Origin of the sequence: Ramlibacter algicola, from assembly GCF_016641735.1 — a bacterium.
GTDB lineage: Bacteria > Pseudomonadota > Gammaproteobacteria > Burkholderiales > Burkholderiaceae_C > Ramlibacter > Ramlibacter algicola.
The window spans coordinates 3,890,226-3,911,802 of record NZ_JAEDAO010000001.1; the positions used below are offsets into that span (position 1 = coordinate 3,890,226).

23 protein-coding genes are annotated in these 21,577 nt (G+C 69.6%); 11 read left to right on the forward strand and 12 right to left on the reverse strand.

Annotated elements, in window-relative coordinates; all coding sequences use genetic code 11:
* Positions 1-80 precede the first annotated feature (80 nt).
* On the forward strand, positions 81-1,325 hold the full coding sequence (locus I8E28_RS19065; RefSeq protein WP_200789801.1) for a hypothetical protein: 1,245 nt from the start codon (positions 81-83) through the stop codon (positions 1,323-1,325).
* A gap of 284 nt (positions 1,326-1,609) precedes the next feature.
* On the opposite strand, the gene I8E28_RS19070 is transcribed toward I8E28_RS19065, so the two are convergent.
* The 3 genes from I8E28_RS19070 to glmS form a co-directional block, all read right to left on the reverse strand.
* Positions 1,610-1,960 carry a hypothetical protein gene (locus I8E28_RS19070; protein WP_200789802.1) on the reverse strand — a complete coding sequence of 117 codons (351 nt, stop codon included), beginning with the start codon at positions 1,958-1,960 and terminating at the stop codon, positions 1,610-1,612.
* Positions 1,961-2,382: 422 nt separating this feature from the next.
* Positions 2,383-3,198 carry a Crp/Fnr family transcriptional regulator gene (locus I8E28_RS19075; RefSeq protein ID WP_200789803.1) on the reverse strand — a complete coding sequence of 272 codons (816 nt, stop codon included), beginning with the start codon at positions 3,196-3,198 and terminating at the stop codon, positions 2,383-2,385.
* Positions 3,199-3,418: 220 nt separating this feature from the next.
* Complete coding sequence (glmS, locus tag I8E28_RS19080) at positions 3,419-5,269, reverse strand: glutamine--fructose-6-phosphate transaminase (isomerizing) (protein ID WP_200789804.1); 1,851 nt, start codon at positions 5,267-5,269, stop codon at positions 3,419-3,421.
* Positions 5,270-5,400: 131 nt separating this feature from the next.
* On the opposite strand from glmS, the gene I8E28_RS19085 reads away from it, so the two are divergent.
* Positions 5,401-5,889: an Lrp/AsnC family transcriptional regulator gene (locus I8E28_RS19085; RefSeq protein ID WP_200789805.1), complete on the forward strand. Its 489-nt coding sequence runs from the start codon at positions 5,401-5,403 to the stop codon at positions 5,887-5,889.
* Here the strand turns inward: I8E28_RS19085 and glmU are convergent, their stop codons facing one another.
* Positions 5,890-7,284, reverse strand: coding sequence for a bifunctional UDP-N-acetylglucosamine diphosphorylase/glucosamine-1-phosphate N-acetyltransferase GlmU (glmU, locus tag I8E28_RS19090; protein ID WP_200789806.1), 1,395 nt, complete (start codon positions 7,282-7,284; stop codon positions 5,890-5,892).
* On the opposite strand from glmU, the gene I8E28_RS19095 reads away from it, so the two are divergent.
* Both I8E28_RS19095 and I8E28_RS19100 read left to right on the forward strand, forming a co-directional pair.
* Entirely contained in the window at positions 7,283-8,179 is an 897-nt protein-coding gene (locus I8E28_RS19095) for a DUF6279 family lipoprotein (RefSeq protein ID WP_200789807.1), read from the forward strand. The genes glmU and I8E28_RS19095 overlap by 2 nt on opposite strands.
* Positions 8,180-8,202: 23 nt before the next feature.
* Positions 8,203-9,318: an MFS transporter gene (locus tag I8E28_RS19100; RefSeq protein ID WP_200789808.1), complete on the forward strand. Its 1,116-nt coding sequence runs from the start codon at positions 8,203-8,205 to the stop codon at positions 9,316-9,318.
* 3 nt (positions 9,319-9,321) lie between these two features.
* Here I8E28_RS19100 and I8E28_RS19105 read toward each other — a convergent pair whose 3' ends face one another.
* The 4 genes from I8E28_RS19105 to I8E28_RS19120 all read right to left on the reverse strand — a co-directional run bounded on the left by I8E28_RS19105 (position 9,322) and on the right by I8E28_RS19120 (position 11,799).
* Complete coding sequence (locus I8E28_RS19105; protein ID WP_200789809.1) at positions 9,322-9,612, reverse strand: hypothetical protein; 291 nt, start codon at positions 9,610-9,612, stop codon at positions 9,322-9,324.
* 133 nt (positions 9,613-9,745) lie between these two features.
* Positions 9,746-10,735, reverse strand: a complete 990-nt coding sequence (locus tag I8E28_RS19110; protein ID WP_200789810.1) for an MBL fold metallo-hydrolase — start codon at positions 10,733-10,735, stop codon at positions 9,746-9,748.
* A 55-nt stretch (positions 10,736-10,790) separates the two neighbouring features.
* Positions 10,791-11,300, reverse strand: a complete 510-nt coding sequence (locus I8E28_RS19115) for a gluconokinase (protein ID WP_239027271.1) — start codon at positions 11,298-11,300, stop codon at positions 10,791-10,793.
* Between the two features lie 31 nt (positions 11,301-11,331).
* Positions 11,332-11,799 (reverse strand): DUF2917 domain-containing protein, encoded by a 468-nt coding sequence (locus I8E28_RS19120; RefSeq protein ID WP_200789811.1) that lies wholly within the window; start codon positions 11,797-11,799, stop codon positions 11,332-11,334.
* A gap of 106 nt (positions 11,800-11,905) precedes the next feature.
* On the opposite strand from I8E28_RS19120, the gene I8E28_RS19125 reads away from it, so the two are divergent.
* Positions 11,906-12,889, forward strand: a complete 984-nt coding sequence (locus tag I8E28_RS19125) for a LysR substrate-binding domain-containing protein (RefSeq protein WP_200789812.1) — start codon at positions 11,906-11,908, stop codon at positions 12,887-12,889.
* 125 nt (positions 12,890-13,014) lie between these two features.
* On the opposite strand, the gene I8E28_RS19130 is transcribed toward I8E28_RS19125, so the two are convergent.
* The gene (locus I8E28_RS19130) at positions 13,015-13,602 is read right to left on the reverse strand and encodes a 5-formyltetrahydrofolate cyclo-ligase (RefSeq protein ID WP_200789813.1); all 588 of its coding nucleotides are present in this window, start codon (positions 13,600-13,602) and stop codon (positions 13,015-13,017) included.
* A gap of 10 nt (positions 13,603-13,612) precedes the next feature.
* Between I8E28_RS19130 and I8E28_RS19135 the strand changes: the two genes are divergently transcribed.
* From I8E28_RS19135 to I8E28_RS19150, 4 genes are all read left to right on the forward strand, one after another.
* Positions 13,613-15,601 carry a lytic transglycosylase domain-containing protein gene (locus I8E28_RS19135; RefSeq protein ID WP_200789814.1) on the forward strand — a complete coding sequence of 663 codons (1,989 nt, stop codon included), beginning with the start codon at positions 13,613-13,615 and terminating at the stop codon, positions 15,599-15,601.
* A gap of 3 nt (positions 15,602-15,604) precedes the next feature.
* Entirely contained in the window at positions 15,605-16,108 is a 504-nt protein-coding gene (locus I8E28_RS19140; RefSeq protein WP_200789815.1) for an MgtC/SapB family protein, read from the forward strand.
* Between the two features lie 77 nt (positions 16,109-16,185).
* Complete coding sequence (locus tag I8E28_RS19145; protein ID WP_200789816.1) at positions 16,186-16,869, forward strand: glutathione S-transferase family protein; 684 nt, start codon at positions 16,186-16,188, stop codon at positions 16,867-16,869.
* Between the two features lie 48 nt (positions 16,870-16,917).
* Positions 16,918-18,150 (forward strand): multifunctional CCA addition/repair protein, encoded by a 1,233-nt coding sequence (locus I8E28_RS19150; protein WP_200789817.1) that lies wholly within the window; start codon positions 16,918-16,920, stop codon positions 18,148-18,150.
* A gap of 6 nt (positions 18,151-18,156) precedes the next feature.
* Here the strand turns inward: I8E28_RS19150 and I8E28_RS19155 are convergent, their stop codons facing one another.
* From I8E28_RS19155 to I8E28_RS19165, 3 genes are read right to left on the reverse strand one after another with little or no spacing between them, the layout of a single operon-like run.
* Positions 18,157-19,080: an ROK family protein gene (locus tag I8E28_RS19155; protein WP_200789818.1), complete on the reverse strand. Its 924-nt coding sequence runs from the start codon at positions 19,078-19,080 to the stop codon at positions 18,157-18,159.
* A complete protein-coding gene (locus I8E28_RS19160) occupies positions 19,077-19,271 on the reverse strand; it encodes a DUF2905 domain-containing protein (protein WP_200789819.1) in 195 nt (64 codons plus the stop codon). Before I8E28_RS19160 ends, I8E28_RS19155 begins: the two co-directional genes overlap by 4 nt.
* Before the next feature lie 25 nt (positions 19,272-19,296).
* Complete coding sequence (locus tag I8E28_RS19165) at positions 19,297-20,391, reverse strand: class I SAM-dependent methyltransferase (protein ID WP_200789820.1); 1,095 nt, start codon at positions 20,389-20,391, stop codon at positions 19,297-19,299.
* 44 nt (positions 20,392-20,435) lie between these two features.
* Here I8E28_RS19165 and I8E28_RS19170 point away from each other — a divergent pair, with 44 nt between their 5' ends.
* Positions 20,436-21,176 (forward strand): SDR family oxidoreductase, encoded by a 741-nt coding sequence (locus I8E28_RS19170; RefSeq protein WP_200789821.1) that lies wholly within the window; start codon positions 20,436-20,438, stop codon positions 21,174-21,176.
* The gene (locus I8E28_RS19175; RefSeq protein WP_200789822.1) at positions 21,176-21,538 is read left to right on the forward strand and encodes a dihydroneopterin aldolase; all 363 of its coding nucleotides are present in this window, start codon (positions 21,176-21,178) and stop codon (positions 21,536-21,538) included. The genes I8E28_RS19170 and I8E28_RS19175 overlap by 1 nt, the downstream gene beginning before the upstream one ends.
* Positions 21,539-21,577 lie beyond the last annotated feature (39 nt).

Genomic DNA, 21,577 nt, shown 5'->3' on the forward strand with positions numbered 1-21,577 from the left:
CCGATGTCGACCGCCGCGCCATCGTTCCCACCCGCCGGATCTACACTTCTTGCGGTGGACAACGAGAAGCAGCGCAGGCCGTGAGTGCCGTCAGCATCGGTTTCTGGGGAGCCTTCTTCGGCTCAACCGCGTTTGCCCTGACCGTCGCCGTCCTGGCTTTTTGGCGTGCGGCGCCCAAGGTGGCCTCCACGACGTCGTTGGCCATCCTTCTCTCGTGCGCCTATGCCGTCCTCTTTCTCGGTTGGGTGCCGGGACTTGGTGGCGTCCTGCTCATGCGTCTCCAGGCGCTGGTTGGAGTCATCGCCGCCGCAATCCTTTGCTTGCTGCTATTCATTCTCCTCGGAACGTTCCGCACGCGACGGAGCCAGTCGCTGGCACGTTGGGCGGCAATTGCGGCCGCACTGGCAGCATCTACGGCCCTCCTTGCGCTACCCCCGCACGTCGGCCTGCAATTCGCGGTCGGCATCACGTTCCTCGTCGCAGGAGCGGCCATCCTGGTCTCGATGGTCAGCGCCCGGCGCGGCGAACGCGCCGGCTGGTTCACGCTGGCCGGCCTTCCTTGCGCCTGCCTGGGCATGGCGGGCCTCGACTGGTACGCGCTGCGTGCCGCGGCGACGCCGTGGCAAGTCCACATCGCAGGCGCCATGGGCGGGATGGGATTCATAGCCTGCTTTGGCACGGCGATGTGGTCGCGGTATGCCTATCTGATCGAGGTGCGCAACGTCGTCAGCCATGGGCCCAACTTCGATCCCGTGAGCAGGATGCCGACGTATGTCGATGGTGATGCACTGCAAACCGCCTTCTCGGGCATACCGGGACGGGGTTACGGTGTGGTGGTCGTGTCCCTGAGTAACCTCGAGGCGCTGGAGCAGTTGCATGGCCGTGCCGCCTACAACCATGCGGTCTTCGTATGTGCTTCGCGGCTGCGCAGGCTCCAGTTTGCTGGAGTCGACTTGATCCGGCTCCCCGAAGACTCATTCGCCTTGCTGACGCAACACCCAGAGAGCGCGCAGCACCTGATCGATCAGGCCCGACGAATCCTGAGGCGCTTGACGCGTCCGATCACGTTACAGACGAGCCAGCACCCCGACGAGGGGCTCGAAGGTCCCGTGTGGGAGGCCAGCGTCGGCCTTGGGGTGATCCTGGAGCCAACTGATTGCTCCGTTGACCTCGTGATCGCCGGTGCAAGGTCCATCGCGAGGAGCGCTTGGAGCTTCGACAGTTGCATGGCCTGGTTCGACGAAGTCACGAATTCAATTTGCGAGCTGCCGCTGGATGACCGCGAGTCGTCCATGGCGAGAGATCGGCTGGCGACCGCGGCTTGACAAATGGCGCCTGCCCGACGCCATCGGCCAGAAGCAGCCGATCTGAACAGTTGCCGGCGCTCCCATCGCATCACCTGATACTTCGGCGAGCCGATCACTCGCTCGTCAACTTCATTGGCCTGCGGAGTTCAGAGGCGCAGCAGCTGCGCCGGGTCTGGTGATCGGCCGGTGGCGCAAGCGATAGGAGGACCTGCATTCAGAAACTGTCGCGCAGCAGAGCTGGTGCTCGGTTCTCGAGCCTCAGCGCACCCGCGAATGAACTGCCGCCAAATTGGCGGACGGCTTCAGCGAGGGATCAGTTCGGCCCAGGTCTTCATGCGCTCGCCGATCGCGGGACCCGCGTAGCCCCGCACCAGGGCGGGGTTCTTCAGCGTCATTTGCGAACGCAGCATCATGCGCACCCAGTCATCCCGCTCAGTCAGAGCCGTTAGCTTCTGCGGCGCTCCCCGAAACACGAAGTAGCCCGCGATGCCGACGCCGCGCGGCTCGAGGTACAGCACATCGAACGACTCGACTGCCCCCTCATTCTTGAGGCCCTCAGCGTACTTCATGAAGTCGCGAAAGAGTTCAGTTCCCAACAGCTCGCGCCCGGGCAAAGCGCGGTCCCAGGTCAGGAGTATCGCGTTCGTCTTCATCAGAGCTCCTTGTGCGGCGTCAAATGCCGGCGACTAGATTCGTGCGGGGGACCCGGGCTGGCAAGGGACTGATGTCCTGTGACAACTGAATCCTGCGCGTTCGTGAGGCCGGTCGATTGCGCCGCGAACCCTGAACGAAGAACGAAGAACGAAGAACGCGTGGACTGTCTGGCAGCGTACAAACAAATGGCGCGCGATCCGCAAGAATTCTCGCGGAACACTGCACGAGACAAGCAAGATGCCCGGATCACCACCCCCCGGCCAGCGCTCCGGGGAAGGAACATCAGGACTGTGGAATCACATCCGTGACGACGACCAGCGCAAAGCAGGCGAGCCTGACGGTCGCTCGAATGACGATGCGCGGGAGCAGTACAGCCGGGAGGGCGAACAGCAGCAGTCGCCGGATCAGGGCTGAGGGTCCGTCAGCGTGGGCTTTGTCGCAGCGTCACCGTCGGGATGTCGCCAGCGTCCGAGATCAACTGGCGCTGGGGCAGGTAGTGCAGGAGCAGGTCAGTCTCCCTCTTGACAACGCGGTAGCACTCGCAACTCAAGGACTCCAGCCGGGAACGGTCCAGGACTTCGATCAGCCCGCGTGCGTAAGAGATCACTCCCAGCTGCTCCAGCTTGGACGCAGCTACCGTGACGCCGGCGCGGCGAACCCCGAGCATGTTGCTGATGAAGTCCTGGGTCATGGTCAGCCGGTTATGCGAGAGCCGGTCCATCGACAGGAGCAACCACCGGCACAGCTGCTGGTCGATGGTGTGGTGCCGGTTGCAGACCGCCGTCTGCGCCACCTGCGTGATGAGCGCCTGCGTGTACCGCAGCATCAGCAGCAGCAGCTCGCCGTGCCGGTTGAATTCCTCCTTGACCCGGGCCCTGGGCAGCCGGTAGGCGTGGCCTGCGCTCTGCACGAGCGAGCGGCTGGGCGTGCTCTCGCCACCCATGTACAAGGTGATGCCCAGCAATCCTTCGTTGCCGACCACGGAGATGGCAGTCGAAGACCCGTTTTCCATCAGGTACTGCATCGAGATGATGGAGTCGGTCGGGAAGTAGACGTGGCGCATCGGGCGCCCTGCTTCGTACATCAGGGCGCGCAACGACAGCTCGGCCAGTTCCAGGTGCGGGAAGAGCCGCCCCTGCACCTCGGGTGACAACGCCGCCAGCAGGTGGTTCTGCCTCGGATGCGGGGCAGGGCCCGCGCCGGGCGGTTCGCCGCTGCGGGAGGATGCCTTGGCCATGCCTCAGGTTGCCTCGATGTTGGGAAGCAGGCGATCGTACTCGGCGCCGGCCTGCACCACCGCCTGGCTGGAGGTGGATCCATTCGCTCTTGGCCAGTGCCGCCAGCACCAGTTGGCGCGAGGATCGCGCCGCCTCGAGGACCTGGCGAAGGGAGAAGACATCGAGCGACTCCCAATCATCATCGAAGAATGCGCGCGGGCTGGCTTCACGGCATGGCCGTCATTCGACGGTCACGCTCTTCGCCAGATTCCTGGGCTTGTCCACATCCGTCCCTCGCGCGCAAGCCGTGTGATACGCGAGCAGCTGCAGCGGCACGACGTGCAGCAGCGGGCTCAAGGGTCCATAGTGCTCGGGCATGCGGATGACGTTGATGCCGTCCTCGCTCTCGATGCGGGTGTCGGCATCGGCCAGCACGTACAGCACGCCGCCGCGCGCGCGCACTTCCTGCATGTTGCTCTTGAGCTTTTCCAGCAGCGCGTCGTTCGGCGCCACCGTCACCACCGGCATCGAGCTGGTGACGAGCGCCAACGGACCGTGCTTCAACTCGCCGGCGGCGTAGGCCTCGGCGTGGATGTAGGTGATCTCCTTGAGCTTGAGCGCACCTTCCATCGCGATCGGGTAGTGCAGGCCGCGGCCGAGGAACAGCGCGTTCTCCTTGTTGGCGAACTGTTCGGCCCAGCCGATCACCTGCGGTTCCAGTGCCAGCACGGCCGACAGCGCGGCGGGCAGGTGGCGCATCGCCTGCAGGTGCTCGGCGGCTTGCGTCTCGGTGAGCCGGCCCTTGGTCTCGGCGAGCGACAACGTCAGCAGGAACAGCCCTGCGAGCTGCGTCGTGAAAGCCTTGGTCGAAGCGACGCCGATCTCGGCGCCGGCGCGCGTGATGTACGCCAGCTTGCACTCGCGCACCATCGCCGACGTCGACACGTTGCAGATGGTCAGCGTGTGCTCCATGCCGAGCGAGCGCGCGTGCCGCAACGCGGCCAGCGTGTCGGCCGTCTCGCCGGATTGCGAGATCGTCACGACCAGCGTGCGTGGGTTGGGCACGGACTCGCGGTACCGGTACTCGCTGGCGATCTCCACCTGGGTCGGGATCTTCGCGATGCCTTCCAGCCAGTACTTGGCCGCGCAGCCGCTGTAGTAGCTGGTGCCGCAGGCGAGGACCAGGACCGAGTCGATCTCCTGGAACACCTTGAAGGCCGTGTCGCCGAACAGCTCGGGGACGATGGCCTGGACGCCTTCCAGCGTGTCCGCGATCGCGCGCGGCTGCTCGAAGATTTCCTTCTGCATGTAGTGCCGGTACGGCCCGAGCTCCGCCGCGCCGCTGTGCGCGTGCACGGTCTTCACCGGGCGCGTCGCGGGCTTGCCGCTGCGGTCGACGATCCAGTGCTTGCCCAGCTGCACGTCGACGACGTCGCCCTCGTCCAGGTACACGATCTGGTCCGTCACGCCGGCCAGCGCCATCGCGTCGCTGGCCAGGAAGTTCTCGCCGTCCTCGACGCCCACGCCGAGCACCATCGGCGAGCCGGCGCGCGCGCCGATGACCCGGTGCGGCTCGTCCTTGCAGAACACCGCGATCGCGTACGCGCCGTGCAGGCGGCCGACCGCGGACTTCACAGCTTCGAACAGGTCGCCGTCGTACAGGCTGTCGACCAGGTGCGAGATCACCTCGGTGTCGGTCTGGCTGGCGAACTGGTAACCCTTGGCCTTCAGTTGCGCCCGCAGGTCGTCGTGGTTCTCGATGATCCCGTTGTGCACCAGCGCGATGCGGCCCGCGCGCTTGTCGGCGCCCTCGCCCGGACCGTGGCTGAAATGCGGGTGCGCGTTGTGCACCGCCGGCGCACCGTGCGTGGCCCAGCGCGTGTGCGCGATGCCGGTGGTGCCGGTGATGTGCTCGCGTTCGACCTGCGTCGCCAGTTCCGCCACGCGCGACACGCTGCGCGCGCGTTTCAGGCCGCCGGCATGCACGGCGATGCCGCACGAGTCATAGCCGCGGTATTCCAGGCGCTGCAGGCCCTGGACGAGGACGGGGACGATGTTGCGGGTCGAGACCGCGGCGACGATTCCACACATGGCGTTGCTCCTTCAGCGTGGCGGGACTGTAGGAGCCTCGGCGCGAAAGAAGCTCTCTAAATTCATAAATTGTCGGAACTTCCTTTCGATGAGGAGAGGAAATGCAATATTCGTTCATGTAAACTGGTTTCATGGAATCCTTGGACGCCATCGACCTGGCTCTTCTGGACCAGTTGCAGGCCGACGCCAGCCTGACAAACCAGGCGCTGGCGGCCAAGGTGCACGTGTCCGCCCCCACGTGCCTGCGTCGCGTGGCCCGGTTGCGGCAACTCGGGCTGGTCGAGCGGCAGGTGGCGATCCTCGATCGCGACAAGCTCGCGCCGCTTCTGGGGCACGGCCTGCAGGCGCTGGTGGAGATCACGCTGGATCGCCAGGACGACCAGGCGATGACGGCGTTCGAGGAGCGCGCGGTCGCCGACACCGCCGTGCAGCAGTGCTACCGCGTCTCGCCCGGCCCCGACTTCATCCTGGTCGTGCAGGCCGACGACATGCCGGGCTACCTGCAGGTGGCGCAGCGGCTGTTCACCGCCGATGCGAACGTGCGCAACGTGAAGGCGTTCTTCGCCGTCAGGCGCGCCAAGTTCGACCCGCGCATCGCGTTGCCCAAGCGCGGCGCCTGATCACTTCTTCTGCTTGGCCGGGCGCTTCCAGCCCGCGATGCCCACCTGGCGGCCGCGGGCGATCGACAGCGCGCCGGGCTCGGTGTCCTTGGTGATGGTCGAGCCCGCACCCACCGTGCCGCCCGCGCCGATGCGCACCGGCGCGACCAGCACGCAGTTGCTGCCCACGTGCACGTCGGCCTCGATCACGGTGCGGTGCTTGTTGGCGCCGTCGTAGTTGGCGGTGATGGAGCCGGCGCCGTAGTTGACGCGTTCACCGACCTCCGTGTCGCCCAGGTAAGCGAGGTGGTTGGCCTTGGCGCCGCGCGCCATGGTGGAGTTCTTCACCTCGACGAAGTTGCCGATGTGCACGTCGGGGCCGAGCTGGGCGCCGGGACGCAGCCGCGCGAACGGCCCGATGAGCGCGCCCTCGCCCACGTGCACGCCCTTGTCCTCGCCCTCGATGTGCGTGAACGCCTGCAGCACCACGCCGGCGTCGATGCGCGCGTTGGCGATCACGCAGTTCGGCCCGACCTGCACGCGGTCGCCCAGCACCACGTCGCCCTCGAACACGCAGCCGACGTCGATCTCCACGTCCACGCCGCAGGTGAGCGTGCCCCGCACGTCGAGGCGCGCCGGGTCCGCCAGGCGCACGCCCTGCTCCATCAGTCGGTCCGCGATGCGCCGCTGCAGCGCACGCTCCAGCTGCGCCAGTTGCAGCGGGCTGTTGACGCCCTCCACCTGCACCTGGTCGCCACACGCGACCGCGACCACGCCGGCGCCATCGGCCACGGCGTGCTTCACCACGTCGGTGAGGTAGTACTCGCCCTGGGCGTTGTCGTTGGTCAGGCGTCCGAGCCAGCGCTTGAGCAGCGCGTTGGGCACGGCCATGAAGCCGGTGTAGACCTCGTCGATCGCGCGCTGCGCGGCGCTCGCATCCTTGTGTTCGACGATCGCCGCGACGCGCTCGCCCTCGCGCACGATGCGGCCATAGCCGGCGGGGTCGGGCAGCCGCACCGACAGCAGCGCGAGCCGTTCCCCGCCGCACGCCTCGAGCAGCGCGCGCAAGGTGTCCGCCTCGATCAACGGCACGTCGCCGTTGAGGATCAGCGCGACGCCGTCGTCCGGCAATTGCGGCACCGCCTGCTGCACGGCGTGGCCGGTGCCCAGTTGCGGTTCCTGCCGCACGAACGCGGCCTGCACGTCCTGCAGCGGCAAGGCGCGCACGGCGTCCTCGACCTGCTGCGCCCCATGCCCGGTGATGACGACCACGCGCCGCGGCGCCAACGCGACCGCGGACGCGACGACGTGGTCCACGAGCGCACGGCCGCCCAATCGATGCAACACTTTGGGCCTCGCACTTTTCATGCGCGTGCCCTTGCCGGCGGCCATGATGACCACGTCCACTGCTGTCATGTCGTTCCCTTCGCTGCTGCGCGCCGTCTCGACGCGGCCCTTCGTGCGGATTATCGGCTTGCTCTGCCTGCTGCTGGGCCTGGGGGGCTGCAGCGCGATCAAGCTCGGCTACAACGCCCTGCCCGAAGTGGCGTACTGGTGGCTGGATGGGTTCGTGGATTTCGACGATGGCCAGCGCCAGCCGGTGCGCGACGACATCGCGCGGGTGCATGCCTGGCATCGCACCGAGGAGCTGCCCCGCTACGTCGCGGTGCTGCAGCAGGTCGAGCGGCTCGCCGCCACCGGGTTCACGCCGGCGCAGGCCTGCGCGCTCGAGCCCGCCCTGCGCGAGCGCGCCGTCGTGCTGCTGCGCGGCATCGAGCCGTACGCGACGGCGCACGCGCTCACGCTGCAGCCGCAACAGATCCAGCGCATCCAGCGCAAGTACGAGGAACGCAACCGCGAGTACACCAAGGAGTGGGTCCGCCTCGACCACGCCGGGATGCTCGAGAAACGCGAGAAGGAGATCGTCAAGCGCGCCGACACGATCTACGGCACCGTCAACGAGCGGCAGCTCGCGGTGCTGCGCGACCACCTGCGCGCCTCGGCCTTCAGTCCGGCCATGGCGCTGAAGGAGCGCCAGCGGCGCCAGCAGGACACGCTGGCGGTGCTGCAACGCGTGTCCAGCCATGGGGTCGGCATCGGCGATGCGCGCACGGCCGTGCGCGGACTGCTCGATCGCTACCTGGCGTCGCCGGAACCGGCCTACCGCGCCTACGTCGACACGCTGCGGCTGGAGACCTGCCGGCTGATCGCCGCGCTGCACGAGGCCGCGACGCCGGACCAGCGCGACACCGCGGTGCGCCGGCTGCGCGGCTGGCAGCGCGCGTTCGGGGAACTGTCCTCCGCCGGATGACGGCCGCCTCGCCCCTGCAAGGCATGGCGGTCGTCTGGCGGTTCGCCATCGCGACCACGCTGGTCGTGCTCGCGTCCGCGATGGCCGGGCCGGTGCTGGCCGTGAGCCTGCAGCAAACTGGCGCGAGCACGGCCGCGGTCGGCGCGTTCGCAATGCTGCCGTTCCTGGTGGTGGGCCTGCTGATACCTGTCGTCCCGCGCGTGCTGGCGCGCTTCGGCGTCGTGCGCACTTATCGCGCGGGCTGTCTCATGCAGCTCGCCGGCGTGCTGCTGTATGCCGGCACCGACCATTGGCTGCCGTGGACCGTGGGCTCGATCACGAGCGGCTTCGGCGCGGCTGCGTTGTGGAACGCGACCGAAGCGCTGCTTGCGCGCGAGGCCCCGCCGGACCAGCGTGGCCGCGTGATGGGGCTGTACCAGACGGCGCTCGGGGCGGCGCTGGCCGTCGGGCCGTTCACGCCGGCGCTGCTCGGATGGGGCGCGCGCCCCGTGCTGTGGGCGGCGGCGGTGCTGGTCGCGGCTTGCTGCGCGATCGCGCTGTCGATTCCCAGCCGCGCGGCCGTCGAGCCGCCGCCCGGGCAGGCCGGCACGCTGGAAGCGCTGCGCACGGTGCCGCTGCTGGTGCTGATCGCATTCAGCGGCGGCGTGTTCGAAGCGGGGCTTGGTTCCGTGAGCGCGGCAAATGCGGCCTCCATCGGTCTCTCGCTGAGCGGCGCGGCCAGCGTGGCCGGCGCGATCGGCGTCGGCAGCTTCCTGTGCCAGTTCCCGGCGGGCCTGGCGGCGGATCGCTTCGCACTGCGCAACGTGTTCACCACCGCGGCGATGCTGCTGCTCGCATCGAGCATCGGCTTCGCGTTCGCCGAGCGTGCGCCGTGGCTGCTATGGATTGCGGGCGTGGTGTGGGGCGGGGTTGGCGGCGCGCTCTACACGCTGGCCATGATCGAGGTCGCGCACGTGTTCCAGGGGCGCGCGACTGCGGGCGGCGCAGCCGCGATGATCACGGGCTACACGGTGGGCGGCACGCTGGGGCCGCTGGCCAGTGGCGCCGCGCTGCAGTACGGCGGCATCGCAGGCATGGCCGCGTTGCTCGGCACGCTGGCAGCCGGCACGCTCGTAGCGGCGCGCAGCGTGCCGGACTGACGATTACTTCTCGCCCTTGGAGTGCGACTGGCCTTCGCGCTCGGCGCGCTCCAGTTCGCGGGCTTCTTCCTCGGAGCGCGGCTTGGCGTTCTCGGCGTCCTTCTCCACGTCCGCATCCTCCAGGTAGCGCCCGATGCGTTCCTGGTAGTCCTTGGTCGCTTCGTAGCTGCCTTCGCCCATCTGCTGCGGCTTCTCGCCCGGCTGCTGTCCCTGCTGCTGCTGCTGGAACTCGCTGGAGCCGGACATCTGCTGCATCTGCGCGATGCGGTCGCGCGGCGGTTGCTGTTGCTGCATGGTGGTCCTCGTCTGGTGCGTCGCGCACCAGCTTAGGCAGCAGGCCGCGGTCGCGCTGTAGGCCACTGCCGACACAACGAGGCCTCTTCCCGGACACAAGGCTGGATTCCGGCTTCCGCCGGAATGACAAGACTCAGGCCTGCAGCGACGCCCACATCTCCTTGTCGCGCTCGGCGGTCCAGATGCGCGGGTTCTTGATGCCCTTGGCTTCGTCGAACGCGCGGCTGACGTCGAACGGCAGGCAGTGTTCGTAGATGAACACGTGGCCGAACACCGGATCCATGCTCTTGCGCACGTGCGCCATCGCCGCCTTCAGGTCCATGTCGGCCTGCGCCGCCTCGCGCGCGCAGCGGTACAGCGTCTCGACCCAGCGCCTGGTGTAGTCGAGTGCCTTGTTCACGTTGGCGTTGCCCTTCATCGCCTCGCCGCGGCCGGGCACGAGTGCCTCGGCGCCGAGCGCGCGCAGCGCTTCCAGCGTGGCCGGCCACTCCTCCAGCTGCGCGTCGCCGGTGTAGACACCGGCCTCGTACTCGACCAGGTCGCCCGAGAACAGAACTTTCTCGGCTTCCACCCACGCGATCGTGTCGCCGCGCGTGTGGCCGGGACCCGGGTGCCAGACCTGCACCGTGACGCCTCCGAGGTCCAGCGTGAGCTTGCCGGGCGCTTCACCCTTGGCGGGGTTGCCGCCCCCGATCACCATCGTCGGCCAGGTGAGCCCCGGCACCGACTCGGCGTTGCGGAACAGGCGCGGGAAGCGCTCCATCTCCGACTGCATGTCTTCCTTGCCGCGCTCGACGATCAGCTCGTACGTGCCCTGGCTCGCGATCACCTCGGTCGCCCCTTCGTCGAAGTACGCGCTGGCGCCGAGCACGCGCACCGCGTGGTAGTGCGTCAGCAGCACGTACTTGATCGGCTTGTCGCTCACGGTGCGGATGCGCGCGATCAGGTCGCGCGCCATCGCCGGCGTGGCGGTGGCGTCGGCCACCAGGATCGCCTTGTCGCCGATCACGACGCCGGAGTTCGGGTCACCCTCGGCGGTGTAGGCCCAGCAGTGCGCCGACAGCTGCTCGAACGTGATCTTCTTGTCGGCCAGGTCGGCCTGGCTCGCGAATGCCTTGCTCACGGGAATGCCTCCAGGTGCGTGCATCGCACCGCTGCGGCGATTCTAGGAGCGGGGATCAGCTCGACCGAAGTCCGGCGAGGCACGCCTGCACCACCGCGTCCAGCGGCAGCGCGGCATTGACGGTGACGACGCGCGGCTCGCCGGCCGGGTCCTCGAGCGCGGCAAACTGGCTGTCCACCAGGGTGGGCGGATAGAAGTGGCCGGGCCGCGATGCGACCCGCTCGCGCGCCTGCTCGGGCGACAGCCGCAAGTGCACGAACGCCAGCGACGGCGAGCCGGTGCGCAGGATGTCGCGGTAGCTGCGCTTGAGCGCGGAGCAGGTGAGGACGGCGCCGCCGCGGCGTGCACCCAGTTCATCGGCGAGCGATTGCAGCCACCCCGCGCGATCGGCGTCGTCCAGCGGGATGCCGGCGCGCATCTTCTCGACGTTGGTCGCCGGGTGGAACGTGTCGCCCTCGACCAGCGGCAGCCCGAGCGCGGAGGCAAGGCGAGCGCCGACTTCGGACTTGCCGCAGCCGGCGACGCCCATGACGACGGCGTGCAGGGGAGCGGGCGCGGCGGGCATGGCCGTGGATGATCCCACGGCCGCCCAAGCGTCAGGCGGGCACCCGGCTGCCGGGGAAGCGGCGGGGCAGCGATGCGACGCCGGCGACCAGCACGGCCCGCACAAGGTGCACGGCCGCCACCGCGGTCGCGGCGAGCGCGCCTTGCAGTTCGCGCCAGGGCGCGGCCACCGCGCGCCAGCGTTCGATGGGCACCGACTGCACTGCCGGCAGCGGCTCCCAGAGGAAGTAGGTGTCCTCGCCCCGGAGGGTGCCCTCGATCACCACCCGCTCGCCGGCGGCGACGAAGATGGCCTGGCCCTCCTCGAGGATGAGGTCGCCCTCGCGCACGCCCACCGGCGGGTGGGGCCCGTCGAAGGTGGCCCACAGCTGGCCGCTGGCGACTCGCAGCAGGCCGTCGCGCACCGGGTCCAGCGTCATCGCGCGGGCGGCGCCCAGCTTCCACGAGCCCGCCGGGCGGGTCGTCGATTGTTGCTTTTCCTGCAGCACAGCGGTGGGCATGGCGTTCTCCTGGGACGGGTCGATGGAGAGGGATGATCGCGGCGGCTCCCTTGGCAGTCCAATGAATTCCCGCTAGGCTATTCATGCCCGACTCGCATCAATCTCCATGCTGCACTCCCAGACCCACCTGCGCACCCGGCCGATTTCCGCCGGCTACCTGCGCGCCTTCGAGGCCGTCGCGCGCCACCTGAACTTCCGGGCCGCGTCGGAGGAAATGGCGCTGACGCAGTCGGCGGTCAGCCGCCAGATCCAGTCGCTGGAGGACGAGGTGGGCGTGCCGCTGTTCCTGCGGCACACGCGCGCGGTCGAGCTCACCAGCGCCGGCGCGCAGTTGCTGCAGGCGGTGACCCATTCGTTGCCGCGCATCGACGCCGCCGTGCGCCAGATCCGCCAGAGCGCGGGCCGCAAGACGGTGGCCGTGACCACCTTCGCGTCGTTCGCGTCGATGTGGCTGATCCCGCGGCTGGAGGACTTCCAGCGCGCGCACCCGGACATCGACATCCGCATCGACGCCAGCGACGCGCTGCTCGATCTCGAAGTCTCGGACGTCGACGTCGCGCTGCGCTACGGGCCGGCGGGCAACATGCCGCCCAGCGCGACGCGCCTGTTCGGCGAGCAGTTGACGCCCGTCGCCAGCCCCTGGCTGCTCAAGGACGCCACCGCAGTGAAAAAGCCGGCCGACCTGGCGCAGTTCGCGCTCATCGAGGCCGGCGACGCGCACCGCACGCACCTGGAATGGCTGACCTGGCGCCGCTGGTTCGACGAGCAGGACCTGCCGCGGCTGCAGCCCAAGCGCTGGCTGTACTTCAACTATGCGCACCAGATGGTGCAGGCCGCCCTCACCGGCCAGGGTGTGGTGCTGGCGCGGCTGCCCATGGTCGCCGAGCACCTGGCCAGCGGCGACCTGGTGGAGCCGCTGCCCAAGGCCCGCATCGGCTCGCCGATGACGTACTGGATGGTGGTCGTGCCGCGCAGCATCGAGCGGCCCGAGATCCGCGCCTTCCGCGACTGGCTGGTGGCGCAGGCCCGCGCGACGAGGCAGGCCACGGGGGACGTGCCGGATCCGGATACGGCGGACAACATCGACTGACGGGACCAGGGATGCAGTGGCCTCCGTTGTCCCCCGCGGAGGCGGGGACCCATCGCTTCCATCTGCGGCGCCGAAGGAGGCGGAAGCGGTGGATTCCCGCCTCCGCGGGAATGACGGATTCCGGCTCAGCGCACCGGCCAGACTTCGCCGTTGTCGTTCAGGATGGCGTCGAGGGGGACGTCGTGCGGCTCGGGCTCGAGGTCGTCGCAGTAGCCGCATGTGTAGCCCAGCCCCACGGTGAACGGCTTGGGCTGCAGCTTGGCCAGCGTGCGGTCGTAGAAGCCCCCGCCGTAGCCGAGGCGGTAGCCGCCCGGGCCGTAGCCGACGCAGGGCACGAACAGCAGCGTGGGCACGATGACTTCGGTGTCCTTGGGCTTGGGGATGCCGTAGGCGTCCTCCTCCATCGGGCAACCGGGGTACCAGGCGTGGAATTTGAGCGTCTTGTGCAGCTTGTCGACCACGGGCAGGCCGATGCGGCGCAGCTGCGGTTCATCGAGGAGCTCGCCGTCTTCCTTCCACCGGTGCAGGGCGGGCAGCGGATCGAACTCGCCCTTGATGGGCCAGTAGGCCCCGATCACCGTGTCCGGACGCCCCACCAGCCAGATCCGCATCACCCGCTGGAGCATGTCGGCGCGCGCGAGGCGGTCGGGAAGTGCCAACCTTTGCGCGACCAGGCGCTTGCGCAGGGCTTGCTTGTCCTCCGGCGTGCTCATAATCCTCGCGATGAAGTTGCGGACGATTCTGACACTGATCCTTGCCGTGCTCGCCGGCAGCGCGTCCGCCCAGCCGCAGCCCCGCGGCGACGACACCCTCCTGGACATGGCGCAGGCCTTCCGTCGCAACGACAAGGCCCGTCTCGCGCAATTGCTGCCCGCCGCACGCGGGCACGCGCTGGAGCCCTGGGCCGCGTATTGGGAACTGCGCGCGCGCCTCGACACGGCGACGCCGCAGGAAGTCCAGGAGTTCCTGGCGCGCTACGCCGGCACCTACCAGGAGGACCGCCTGCGCAACGACTGGCTGCTGCTGCTGGGCCAGCGGCGCGACTTCACGACGTTCGAGGCCGAGTACCCGCGCTTCCGCATGAACGACGACCCGCAGGTGCGCTGCTACGCGCTGCTGGTGCAGTCGATCGCCAGGCCGGACACGACGCCGGCGGCCGCCGAGGAAGTGCGCAAGCTGTGGCTCGGGCTGCGCGAGCTCGACGATGGCTGCACGCTGGCCGCCAGCCGCCTGCTCACCGAGCGCGGCAAGCTCACGCCGGCGGACGCCTGGCGCAAGGCGCGCCTGGCGACCGAGTTCAACCGGCCCAAGGTCGCCGCCGCCGCGGTGGAAATGATCGCGCCCGAGGCGCTGCCGCAGCTGTCCGAGCTGCACGCGAGTCCGTCGAAGTTCCTCACCGGCAAGCACGTGGCCGTGCGCAAGCTGCGCCGCGAGCTCATCACGCTCGCGCTCGTACGGCTCGCCGGCAGTGACGCGGACAACGCAGCGCAGCTGCTCGATCGCAAGTGGAGCTCCCAGCTGTCCGACGAGGAGCGCAACTGGATCTGGGGCGTGCTGGGCCGGCAGGCCGCGCAGAAGCTGGACCCCGTGGCCTTGCAGTACTACGCCAAGGTCACCCGCGACACCGACCTCACGGACACGATGCTCGAGTGGAAGGTGCGCGCGGCGCTGCGCGGCAGCGACGGCGCGCCGCAGTGGCCGCTGGTGCTGTCGACCATCGACGCGATGGGCGAGCACCTGCGCGCCGACCCGGCCTGGCGCTACTGGCGCGCGCGCGCACTGCTCGCCAGCGGCACCGAAGCGCATCGTGCGGAAGCCACACGCCTCCTGGAAGCGCTGGCCTCGCCGCGCGGCTTCTACGAGCAGCTCGCCAGCGAGGAACTCGGCCAGCGCATCGCGCCGCCGCCGCGGCCCGCGCCCCTCACCGCGGAAGAGAAGGAAGCGGTGCGCCTGAATCCCAGCCTCAATCGCGGGCTGTATGCGATCTCGATCGGCCTGCGCAACGAAGGCGTGCGCGAGTGGAACTACGGCACCAACCTCGCCCAGCCCGGCGGGCTGCCGGAGCGGCAGCTGCTGGCCGCCGCGCAGTTCGCCTGCGACCGCGAGGTGTGGGACCGCTGCATCAACACCAGCGAGCGCACCCGCAACGAGTTCGATCTCGAGCAGCGCTACCCGATGCCCTTCCGCGACACGGTCATCCGCCGCGCGGCCGAAGTGAGCCTCGATCCGGCGTACGTCTACGGCCTGATCCGGCAGGAAAGCCGCTTCGTGATGGACGCGCGCTCCAGCGTCGGCGCGTCGGGGCTGATGCAGGTCATGCCCGCGACCGCACGCTGGACGGCGAAGAAGATCGGCATCGCCGGCTTCACGCCCGACCAGCTGCACGACCGCGACATGAACATCGCCATCGGCACCGGCTACCTCAAGCTCGTGCTGGACGACTTCGCCGGTTCGATGCCGATGGCCGCCGCGGCCTACAACGCCGGCCCCAGCCGTCCGCGCAACTGGCGCAACGGGCCGGTGCTCGACGCCGCGATCTGGGCCGAGAACGTGCCGTTCACGGAAACGCGCGACTACGTCAAGAAGGTGCTCGCCAACACCACGATGTACGCGGCCATCCTCACCGGGCAGCCGCAGTCGATCAAGGCGCGCCTGGGCCTGGTCGGCCCGCGCGAGGCGGCGCTGCCGGAACCGAGCCGCGACCTGCCCTGACGCATGGACGTCGTCCTGCGCACCATCCAGCACGAGTTCTCCGACGTCGCGGATGCGGAGGCCTTCACCCGCGTGCTCGTGCGCCTGCTCGTTGCCGCCATGCTGGGCGGCCTGCTCGGGCTCGAGCGCGAGCTGACCGGCAAGCCCGCCGGCCTGCGCACGCACATGCTGGTGGCGCTCGGGTCGGCGATGTTCGTCACTGCCGCGGCGCAGACCGGGATGGACGACGACGGCATGTCGCGCGTGATCCAGGGCTTGCTGGCCGGCGTCGGGTTCCTCTGCGCCGGCGCCATCCTCAAGAGCGGCCACCAGGAGCACGTCTACGGGCTCACGACGGCGGCGGGCCTGTGGATGACGGCGGCGATCGGCGTCGCCGCGGGCCTGGGCAAGGAAACGCTGGCGGTGATCAGCACGCTGCTGACGCTGGGCATCCTGATGCTGGAACGGCCGATCCAGCGCCTGCTGGACACGCGGCGGGGGCGCGGCGACCGCAACGAGCCGTCCTGAGCATCAATCCCCGGGCGATCCCGCATCAATGCGGGGCCACGGCCCCGCTAGCATCGGCCGCTCCAAGGGACATCGCCATGCTCAAGCTCTACATCGGCAACAAGAACTACTCGTCCTGGTCCATGCGGCCGGGGGTGCTCGTGCGGCAGGCCGGCATCCCGTGCGAAGAAGTGCTGGTGCGCTTCGACACCTTCGACGCCGGGTCCGTGTTCAAGAAGACGCTGGCGTCCATCACGCCGACCGGCCGCGTGCCGGTGCTGACCGATGGCGACTTCGCCGTCTGGGACACCCTCGCGATCGCCGAGTACCTGGTCGAGAAGTTTCCCGACCGCCAGTTGTGGCCGCGTGACGTGAAGGCCCGCGCCCGCGCTCGCAGCGTGTGCGCCGAGATGCATTCGGGCTTCGGTGCGCTGCGCAGCCACTGCCCGATGAACATCGAAGCGTCGTTGCCCGACGTCGGCGCCATCGTCTGGCGCGACCAGGCCCCGGTGCGCGCGGACGTCGAACGCATCGTGCAGATGTGGACGGACCTGCTGCAGGAGCACGGAGGCCCGATGCTGTTCGGAGACTTCAGCATCGCCGATGCGTTCTTCGCGCCCGTGTGCATGCGGCTGCGCACCTACGCGCTGCCGGTGCCGGCGCACATCACCGCCTACGTGGAGCGCGTGACCGCGTTGCCCGGCGTGCAGGCGTGGATCGAAGGCGCGCTGGCCGAACACGACTTCGTGCCCATGGACGAGCCCTACCGCGCCCGGCGCTGAGCGCGGGGGCCGGCGGGCCCCATCCAGCGGTGCCCTAAACTGGGCCGCATGCAGACGTACATGGTGGGCGGGGCGGTGCGCGATGCGCTGCTGGGGCTGCCGGTGAACGACCGTGACTGGGTCGTCGTCGGCGCCACGCCGGAGGAGATGGCGCAAGCCGGCTACCTGCCGGTGGGCCGCGACTTTCCCGTGTTCCTGCATCCCGAGACGCGCGAGGAATACGCGCTCGCGCGCACCGAGCGCAAGACCGGCCGCGGCTACCACGGCTTCGCGTTCCAGGCCGATCCCACCGTCACGCTGGAAGAAGACCTCGCGCGGCGCGACCTCACCATCAACGCGATCGCGCAGGCTGGCGACGGCTCGCTGGTCGATCCCTTCGGCGGCCGCCGCGACCTCGAGCGCAAGGTGCTGCGCCACGTCACCGACGCGTTCCGCGAGGACCCGGTGCGCATCCTGCGGCTCGCGCGATTCGCCGCGCGCTTTCCCGAGTTCGCCGTCGCGCCCGAGACGCTGGAGTTGATGCGAGAGATGGTGGCCAACGGCGAAGTCGACGCACTGGTGCCCGAACGCGTGTGGCAGGAACTGGCGCGCGGGCTGATGGAGGACCACCCGGCGCGCATGTTCGAAGTGCTCCGGAAGTGCGAAGCCCTGGCCCGCCTGCTGCCCGAAGTCGATCGGCTGTGGGGCGTGCCGCAGCGCGCCGACTACCACCCCGAGGTCGACACCGGCGTGCACCTGATGATGGTGCTGGACATGGCCGCGCGCCTGCAGGCGTCGCTGCCGGTGCGCTTCGCCTGCCTGGTGCACGACCTGGGCAAGGGCACGACGCCGGAGTCCGTGCTGCCGCGCCACCACGGCCACGAGGAGCGCAGTGCGCGCCTGCTGCGCGGCGTCGCGCAGCGCCTGCGCGTGCCGGTCGAATGCAGCGAACTGGCCGACGTGGTCGCGCGCGAGCACGGCAACATCCACCGCAGCGGCGACATCGGCGCGGCGGCCCTCGTGCGGTTGCTCGAGCGCTGCGATGCGTTCCGCAAGCCGCAGCGCTTCGCCGACGTGCTGCTCGCGTGCGAGTGCGATGCGCGCGGCCGCGGCGGGCTGCAGGACCAGCCCTACCCGCAGCGCGCGCGCCTGCTGGCGGCGCTCGACGCCGCTCGCAGCGTCGTGACGGCGGACGTCGCCGCCGAAGCGCAGGCCCGGGGCCTCAGCGGGCCAAAAGTCGGCGAGTGGATCCACAAGGCCCGTGTGCAGGCCGTGGCGGACGCGCAGCTGCCCGCGGCCTGAACGCGATCAGGCGACGAGCGCCAGCGCGGCGTAGTCGCCGACCTTGCCGCCCAGTCCCGCCGGCACCAGCTCGCAGCCGTCGGTGAGAGCCGCCATGCGGCCGCGCAGCTGCGCCTGCAGGCGCGGCAGCAGGTAGTCGCGGTTGTGGGTGAACACGCTGCCGCCCAGGCTGATGCGCTGCACGTCGAGCGCGACGACCAGGTTGTAGAGGCCGCGACCCATGACACGGCACAGCTCGTCGACGATGCCGGCGGCCTTCGCGTCGCCCGCCTGCGCGCGCTGCATCAGCGTCGCCGCATCGGCGCCGAACCGGCGTTCGACGGCGTTGCCGGCCACGATGGCCTCGAGATCGCCGATGTTCCCGCAACCGCACAGCGCGTCGTCGTTGTCGCTCACGAACATGTGGCCGGCGTGTCCCGCGTTGCCGTTCTTGCCGCGCAGGATGCGGCCGTCGACACACAGGCCGGTGCCCACGCCCGTGCTCCAGGTCACGTAAGCGCAGTGGTCGATGCCCTGCAGCGCGCCCCAGCGGCGTTCGGCTTCCAGCGCCGCGACGCAATCGTTCTCCACGCGCACCTGCGCGAACCGCTGCGCGAGCGGCGCTTCGAGCAGCGCCGTGCGCCAGTCGTTCGGCAGGCCGCGGTCCGGACCCGCGATGCCGCCGCAGATGTTGGGGCTGGCCAGCTCCACGCGGCCGTCGACCATCACGAACGGCCCCGCCGACGACACGCCGGCGGCTCGCACGCTGGATGGGGCCACGCCCAGTTCGCCGCACGCCTCGTCGACCATCCGGATCACCTGCCGCGCCAGCGCGTCGTTGGTGCCGGTCTTGGCGGTGGGCTCACTGCGCCGCGCGAGCAGGTCCAGGCCGTCGCCGCGGTTGAGGCTCACGGCGACCTTGGTGCCGCCGATGTCGATGCAGGCTTTCATAGGAATTTGGCGATGAGGCTCACCAGCATGCTGAGCAGCAGGGTGCTGGCGAGCGGGACGTCCCAGTCGCGGCCGAACAGCTTGAACCGCATGTCGCCGGGCAGCTTGCCGAATCCCAGCTTGCGGAGCACCGGCGTGAGCCAGCTGATCAGCATCAGCGCGAGGAAGACGACGAGGAACCAGCGGATCATGCGGCAGTGTAGGTGGAGCCCAGCGTCACAGGGTGTGCGTGCGGTCGCCCTGCGCGAAGCCGAGCGCGTCGAAGAACCCGCCCGCCGCGAGCCCGATCACCTTGAACAGCTCGCCCATCTCGTGCTCCTGCACCAGCTTCTGCATGGCCGCGTTCTGCTGCGGCGTGCCGTTGGCCGCGAGCTCCAGCAGGCCGCAGTTGAAGAGGAAGCGCGCCTGCGTCGTGTAGCCCAGCACGGAGAGCCCCGCCTCTTGCGCGGCCACCGCGATGCCGGTGAAGTCGACGTGCGCAGTGATGTCCTTCAGCCCGATGTCGGCGAGCGGATTCGTATCCGCCAGATGCCCGCGATGGCACATCACCGTGCCCATGTGCCGCTGCGCATGCCAGTACTCGGATTCGGGGAAGCCGTAATCGATGAAGAAGGCGGCGCCGGCCTGCAGGCGATCGGCGAGGCTGCGCACGAACGCCTGCGCTTGCGGGTGGATCTCGGTGAGGTAGTCGTGCTCGCCGGCGACCTCGACCGGCGGACGCAAGTCGGTCGCGCGATCCTCGAACGCAAAGGCCGCACCGTCCCACGCGACGCCGCGCTCGTGCCAGGCGCCGCCGCGCCGGTGCAGCAGCTTCACCGGCATCGCATCCAGCACCTCGTTGCCGACGACGACGCCGCGCAAGGTGTCGGGCCATTCGGCGACCCACTGCACGCGGTCGCCGAACGCCGCGAGCCGTTCGCGCTGCCTGGCGCGCAGGCTGCCGGACAGGTCGACGATCGTGTAGCGCGCCACGCGATCGCCCAGCGCCTCGAGCAGGTCGTGCGCCAGCGCGCCGGAGCCGGCGCCGAACTCCCACACCTCCTGCGTGCCGGTCACCTCCAGCGCCTGCGCCACCTGCCGCGCCAGCGCGCGGCCGAACAGCGGCGTGAGTTCCGGCGCCGTCACGAAGTCGCTGCCCGACGACGGCATGGTCCCGAACTTGCGCGAGCCGTGCGCGTAGTAGCCGAGACCCGGCGCGTACAGCACGAAGGCCATGAAGCGGTCGAACGGCATCCAGCCGCCCGAGCGCGCGAGGTCCGCCCTGAGCAGCGCCGCCAAGGCGCTCGTTACACTGCCTGCATCCGTAGCCATCGTCCCGATTGTCCGTGAGCCCGGCCCCTGCCCCGATCCGAACCGTGCTGGTCACCGGCGCTGCCCGCCGGCTCGGCCGCGAGATCGCGCTCGCGCTGGCATCCGCAGGTTGGCGCGTCGCCGTGCACTACCGCGGATCGGAAAAAGAAGCGCGCGAGACGGTTGCAAGGTGCGACGCCCACACGGCGGGTTGCGCCGCCTTCCAGGCCGACCTGTCCGAAGAAGCGGCGACGCGCGCCCTCGTCCCCACGGTCGTGTCGACCTTGGGCCGCCTGGACGCGGTGGTCAACAGCGCGTCGCTGTTCGAGCAGGACGATGCGCGCAGCTTCTCGCACGCGAGCCTGCAGGCGCACCTGCTGCCCAACACCGCCGCGCCGATCCTGCTGGCCCAAGCCCTGCATGCGCACGCGCTCGAGCGCGACGGAGAGGCGGCCGTGGTGAACCTGCTGGACCAGAAGCTGTGGAACCCGAACCCGGATTTCCTCAGCTACACGCTGTCGAAGGCCGCACTCGAAGCCGCGACGACCCTGCTCGCGCAGGCCCTCGCGCCGCAGTTGCGCGTGGTCGGCGTCGCGCCCGGCCTGACGCTCACCAGCCACCTGCTGCCGCAGGACAAGTTCGAACAGCTGCACAAGCTGTCGCCGCTCGGCCGGTCCTCCACCCCGCAGGACGTGGCGGCGGCCGTGCGCTTCGCGCTGGAGAACCGCTCCATCACCGGCACCACGCTGCTGGTCGACGGCGGCCAGCACCTGATGCGCTTCGAGCGCGACTTTTCCTTGATGTGATGACAGGCGCCCAGACCCTCACGCTCACCGGGCTCGAGTTCGACGCCAACCTGGGCATCCTCGACCACGAGAAGACGTCGCCGCAACCGATCCGCGTCGACGCCGAACTGAACCTCGGGCCGCAGCCGCTGGTGCCGCGCGACGACGACATCCTGCACGTCCTGGACTACCGCAAGGTGCGCCGCATCATCATCGAGGAGTGCACGGCCGAGCACGTGAACCTGCTCGAGAGCCTCATCGGCAAGCTCGCCAACCGGCTGATGCAGCTGCCCGGCGTGCGCGGCGTGCGCGTGAAGATCGCCAAGCTGGAAATCTTCGACGACTGCGAGGTCGCGATCCGGGTCGAAACCGGGCAGTGGTGACCGGGGGCGTCCTACAGCCCGCCTCGCTTCGCTGCGCAA